The sequence below is a fragment of the Treponema sp. UBA785 genome (genome assembly GCF_002297065.1).
Taxonomy (GTDB): Bacteria; Spirochaetota; Spirochaetia; order Treponematales; family Treponemataceae; genus Treponema_D.
This window is the reverse complement of record NZ_DBJD01000083.1, coordinates 2,054-7,794: the sequence shown is the minus strand read 5'-3', so window position 1 is coordinate 7,794 and position 5,741 is coordinate 2,054. Positions and strand designations below refer to the sequence as shown.

6 protein-coding genes are annotated in these 5,741 nt (G+C 37.7%); 2 read left to right on the top strand and 4 right to left on the bottom strand.

Annotated features, from left to right (window positions below; genetic code table 11):
* A partial coding sequence (locus B2X33_RS07280; RefSeq protein WP_296668683.1) for an HTH domain-containing protein occupies nucleotides 1-346 on the bottom strand: 346 nt, incomplete at its 3' end.
* Entirely contained in the window at nucleotides 336-959 is a 624-nt protein-coding gene (locus tag B2X33_RS07275; protein ID WP_296668681.1) for an HNH endonuclease, read from the bottom strand. The genes B2X33_RS07275 and B2X33_RS07280, both read right to left, overlap by 11 nt.
* A 184-nt stretch (nucleotides 960-1,143) precedes the next feature.
* Here B2X33_RS07275 and B2X33_RS07270 point away from each other — a divergent pair, with 184 nt between their 5' ends.
* Nucleotides 1,144-1,437 carry a FliG C-terminal domain-containing protein gene (locus B2X33_RS07270; protein WP_296668679.1) on the top strand — a complete coding sequence of 98 codons (294 nt, stop codon included), beginning with the start codon at nucleotides 1,144-1,146 and terminating at the stop codon, nucleotides 1,435-1,437.
* Between the two features lie 408 nt (nucleotides 1,438-1,845).
* On the opposite strand, the gene B2X33_RS07265 is transcribed toward B2X33_RS07270, so the two are convergent.
* Nucleotides 1,846-2,172 carry a hypothetical protein gene (locus tag B2X33_RS07265; protein WP_296668677.1) on the bottom strand — a complete coding sequence of 109 codons (327 nt, stop codon included), beginning with the start codon at nucleotides 2,170-2,172 and terminating at the stop codon, nucleotides 1,846-1,848.
* A gap of 223 nt (nucleotides 2,173-2,395) precedes the next feature.
* Here B2X33_RS07265 and B2X33_RS07260 point away from each other — a divergent pair, with 223 nt between their 5' ends.
* Nucleotides 2,396-3,850, top strand: a complete 1,455-nt coding sequence (locus B2X33_RS07260) for an ATP-binding protein (protein ID WP_349675715.1) — start codon at nucleotides 2,396-2,398, stop codon at nucleotides 3,848-3,850.
* 721 nt (nucleotides 3,851-4,571) lie between these two features.
* Here B2X33_RS07260 and B2X33_RS07255 read toward each other — a convergent pair.
* Nucleotides 4,572-5,741 (bottom strand): phospholipase D-like domain-containing protein (locus tag B2X33_RS07255; protein ID WP_296668675.1); only part of this gene is annotated, 1,170 nt, incomplete at its 5' end.

The following is a 5,741-nucleotide window of genomic DNA, read 5'->3' as shown; positions in this document are numbered from 1 at the left end:
CAAGGCTTTTGTAGACTTCAATCGCCTGATTGTAAATTGGAGTGTCCTTTACGACTTTAAGCAGATTTGTCATCAGGTGCGCGGCGATAATCTGCTTTTCGGTCGTGAAGCTCGCAATCAGACGGAAGTGCGGTTCAGCATAGTAGTAGCCTTTTCTGCTGCGGTCGTATAATATTTCCGCGCCAAAATCGTTTCGCAGAGTCTCGATTGCCCGCAGAACTGTTGCCTCCGAACATTCGAATTTTTGCATCAGAAAAGCGACGTTCGGATATTTTTCCGCTGCAATCAGCTCGTCAATTTGCAAGGCCCTGCGGTAATTGGAAAGCGAAAGCCGTTTATTTCCCATAATTTGGATCTTCCGCCATTTCTGGAATAGGAAAATTATGAACTAGTGAATGTTGATCTTTTTCCAGCAAAATCAGATTTTCCGGGCGGCAGTCATATCCGTTGTTGTTGATGTGGTGAACATGCATTCCTTTTTTATAGTTTGGTAAAAAGGCTGCTGCGACAAAGCGATAAACACAGGTTGTAGAATCAAAATTATATTCAGCTGGTCTTGTATAATCTTTCATTACAAGGTAACCGCCATATTCTTTTCCCAATTTGTCGCCTTGCTTCATTATTATTCCATAATGTTTGATTCTTCCAAAATTGCTTACTGAATATTCTGCTTCTCCGTTTTTTTCAGTTTTATACAATGGAACTTTTTTCCAAATTTCTTCAGTTTTTATGTTATCGCCATAAACTTCTTTCAATAATTCGTCCGGAATTTTTTCTTTATCACAGTTAAATATTTGCTCGAATTTTTCTTTTATTGATTTACGTTCTTCAATCGGAGTTTTTGCTGTATACTCATTAGCCGTAACTCTAAGTTCTCTGAGCGTAAATGTTTTTCCATCAAATCCTATTACTTTCTCATCAAGTCCTTCATCTAATTGTGGATAATTTGATTTTTCCATCCTTTTCACCTCGCTATAGTTTCAGCATACACCATCACGCTGTCAGATAATGCAAGCCTAAAAATTATATCACGAAAAATATTCTTTTGAAAAAAATCAGGCTGTCATTATGTGCAAGTCCGCCGTGTTATCATAATTATAAAGCTGAATAAAAATATTTCGTAAAACAAAACTGGAGGCGGACATGAAAAATGCGATGACTTTTGACGACATTTATCTTTTAAAGAACAGTGCCGTTAAGCTGGTTTTGAAGGAAATTGATGTTATGGAGCTGGAATATGCCTTGATGGAAGCGAGTGCGGAAGTGAAGAATGCATTTTTTCGCAATATGTCAAAACGTGCGGAGCAGATGATAACGGAAGACATGCGGTACAACACGAACGTTTCTCGCAATGATTCCTTGGAGGCGCAGCAGAAAATTCTTGATGTGATATTCGGACTTGAAAAATCTGGAAAAATCAAACTGCTTGAAGAATAAGGTTGAGTCGTCTGGAGAAATCAGGCTTCCGGAAAAATAAGACTTGATTCTTCATTAGAAAATTTCTGTGTATAATTCGTGCGGACTCTGCAACTTCAAGCATGGTTGTTGCGACGCGTTTACCGTATGGAAAATTGTCTTCGCCGGAAAATGAGCCTACAAAAATTCCATTGACCCATCGATTGTTCCTGAAATGTTGCGGGCTGCTATCCTTATCTTTCTTGATTCAAAAAATTCTGAAAGCTGATTTATCTTTTTGTCATTTGCAAAATCACAGAAAGTCAAGACAACTTTAAAATTCTTTAAAAAGGCATATTGCTCTAAAATTCCGCTCAAAATCTGGAGGTCAATAACAGCTGGAATCGCCAGAAAACATTTTGTGGCGAACGAACCATTTGAAAAGAACTCTTATAAAGCTTTTTGCCCATCAAGTTTTCCGCTTGTGTCCACAAAATAAGTTTTATTCGGGCTATAGCTGTAATCTTTCGGAAATTTGCTGATTTCAGCCTTGCACGGAATACTCATTATACGGCAGAGCTTCCGGCACATTTCACTGGCGCAGATATTAAAGCTGTTGAAGGAAAGAACTTCGTATGGCGGTTCTGTCATTTTTCCGTTGCCGTATCGCTTTTCTTCTAGAATTTTCTGACGCAGGAATTTGAACAGAATATTCGTTTTTCCGCTTCCAGGAGTTCCAAAAAATAAATAAGTTCTGATTTTGTCGTCTTGTTTCATACGAGCATGATAACGCATGAGGCTTGCATATAGTGAGAGTTTGGATGCAGTTGTCAAAATTCAAAGTCCGCAGAGAAAAATTATTCTACAAAACTGGTAAAACGACATGGGAAGTCATATAATAATTTATCCACAAAAAATACAGATACCTTTCCTTTTTCTTGAGAAGAATTTTAGAAATGGCTCCATGTTTTGAACTCTTGAATTTTATCTGAAATAAAATATAATTTACTTTAGAGTAAATAACTTTTGGGTAAATTATATGAAAAACGCAGAAATCTTTATCGGGCGGAAAAAGGAACTTGATTTGCTGGAATCGCTGTATAAGTCCGGCAAATTTGAAATGCTGATTCTTCATGGCAGGCGCAGAGTCGGCAAATCATATCTTTTATCTCATTTTGCAAAAAATCACCAGAAAAATGTTGTTTACTTTACAGGCGATAAATCTTCCGAAAAAAGCAATGTTCAGAATTTTTGCGAAGAGTTGAACAAAGTTCTAAAGGCAGGGGATTTTTTGAACTCATTTTCAACCTGGAACGATGTTTATTCCTTTCTTAAAAATACAGAGATAAATGAACGGCTTGTGTTGATAATTGATGAGTTCACTTATCTTTACAATTCAAATCCGGCTTTTGATTCAGGTCTGCAAAATGCGATTGATAAAATTCTGAAATCAAAAAACATCTTTCTCATATTGTGCGGTTCGGAAGTTTCTGTAATCGAAGAGATAATCGATGATTCTGCAAAACCGCTTTACGGAAGAAAAACTTCTGAATTGAAGCTTCTTCCTTTTACTTATAAAGAGGCAAGGGGATTTTTCCCAAATTATTCAAATTCTGATGCGCTTTTGGCTTATTCTATATTGGGCGGCATTCCTCTTTATCTCTCGCTTTTTGACGACAAATTTTCGATTAAAGAGAATGTAATCAGACACTGCCTTTCTACCACCGGATACCTTTTTAACGAAATTGAAACTCTTCTTCGGATGGAACTGAAAGAAACTTATTTCTATAAGAACATCATGCTGGCTATAAATGCAGGCGCTTCAACATTTAACACAATCAAGGACAAGGTTGACGATGATTCGGCTAAAATTGCAAAGTATATCAATGTCCTGATAAATCTGGGATTCATAAAAAAAGAAGTTCCTTGCGGCGAAAAAGAAAAAAGCAGAAACACATTGTATTCAATTTGTGATAATTATTTCGCATTTTATTTTGCGTTTATCTTTAAACATCGGAATATGCTGAACGGATTGATTTCGCCTGAGTTGTATTTTGAAAGAGAACTTACCAAGGAGAAGCTTAACGCTTTTGCAGGCTACAGGTTTGAGGCAGTATGCGAGACATATTTGAAAGAACTGTTTTATAACGGAAAAATGTCGTTCTTTGCAGAAAATCTTGGACGCTGGTGGGGCAATAACCCGGTTTTAAAGAAGCAGGAAGAAATTGACATTCTTGCAACGGACAATGAAAATGCCGTCATCTGCGAATGTAAATATACAGATGAACCTTTTGGCGAAAAACAGTTAAAAGACTTGCAGGATTCCGCATTTTGTGTCAGGCAGCCGAATAAGTCGTTCATTATTTTTTCAAAAAACGGAGTTACTTCTGGTGTGAAAAAACAGATAGAAAAAAATCCGGAGTATTCTGTTGTTGCTTTGGATGATTTGTTTTAGTTTGGGAAAAAATCAAATGTAACTCTTCAGCAGTAGTCAATGACAATTGCGCAGAAATAATTTATAGTAAAAGCGGACATAAATAGCCATCGTAAAGCCATCAAAAGACGGCTCAAACCATTTTCTCGCCTGCACAAACTACACAGCGGATAAAAAAGGCTGTAATAATAAAATCTGGAAAGAAGATTTTTACAGAATGATTGGATATGTGTGGGAAAAATATAATAGAGAAGCTTTCATCTCTTGGAAACACATCGAGTAAATTTTGGCAGCTTTTGAAAAACAATTATGATAATCATATAAAGTTCTTGCAGAGAAAACAATGAAAGGACATTGATATCTCTGCGGTTTAAGGAATAAACAGTTTTTTCAGTTGTTATTGCTGCGTATCTGCCCTCCAGCATTCTCTGGAACAGTATTTCTGAAAAGAAAACATAGGATTTATAAGAGATGTTCCGAGAGTGCAGACTGCAAGTACAATCCCCGCAGGAGTAAATCTTTTTCCTTTGTTGTTAACTCCTTTTCCGATTTTAAAAGATTGACCGCAATTTTTACATTGACGATACTTAGGCTTTCCGAATACTGCATTTTCCATTTCCGACATAATAAGACTCCAACTGATAAAATAATTTATTTGGACGAAAAACGGGCAATGCGAAGTTTTTTGTCCAAAGTGATTTGTCAACCACTTTCCTTAGTGTGCACTAAGGAAAAACAGAACTCATACTTCTTTTTTCCCGACCATCTCCGCTTCTATTTCCTGTGCTACCGCTGCGCTGAAAATGCGGATTGTGCATTCTTCGTTTTCTTGTGGGCTGGACGTGTGGAAATTTGGCGCGCTTAAAAAGTTCACGCTTCCGTACCAGAGAATTTTTTCGTCTATTATTGCAGTTTTTTGGGAAAGCTCGTTCCGTTTTTCAACTTTTGCGCCGGCATTTTCCAGCTGAAGAATCAGTGCGTCCTGGTTTTTCTGAGTTTCTGCGCTTGCCGCACGTTTTGTAAAAACAAGAAACCTTGCGCCGTTTGAAATATTCTTTGAAAGCAAATGAATAAAATTCTGCACCTGCGCTTTTGTAAGATACGGCAAAAACAGTGTGACAGATTTTTCTGCGTGGGCAAGGTCATTTTCAAAATCTGTTTTATATTCGGCAAAGGAATATATTTTAGAGCGCGCATTTTCCTGTTGACCGCCGCATTTTTCATCATTCACTTTTACAGAATAGCCAAGCTGCCTGTAGCCTTTCAGCCTGTTCTGATACATTCTGTCAAAGATCGGAATTCTAAAATCCACATAATCATAAATCTGAACTTCGCTTTTGCCTGCGAAATTTCTGTGGAGCCGTCCGCAGTATTGCGCAAGAGTTCCCTTCCAGCTGAACGGAAAGACAAGCATCAAAGTGTCCAGCCGTGGCTGGTCAAATCCTTCTCCTGCATATTTTCCCGTGGCAAGAACAATAAGGCTCTCTTCTTTTGGGATTGAATTTAGTTTTTCCAGATGATTTTTCTTCTGCTTTGTTGTTCCTCGTCCTGTAATCAAAATCACATTTTTTGCAGCATCTTTAAGGCGATTTTCTAATGTTTCGAGGTGTTCAATTCTGTCAGACAAGACCAGCGGAGTGCGTCCGGCTTTTACAGCGTTTTTTACGTCTTCTGCAATCAGTTCGTTTCGTGCCTCGTTCTTTACAAGCTCAGCATAGCAGCTGTTGATTGGACGGTTTTTGTCTGTCGCGTTTGAGTCGGGCTTAAAATGAAAATTTGAAAATCGGGGAATAAAATAATGGTCAAAATTCTGCGTTTTGTTCATCTGCTTTGAGGTTGTAGAAAACAGAATTTTTCCGCATTGATAAAAAATGATTTTCTGATGACCGTCGCGCCTTATTGGAGTTGCTGT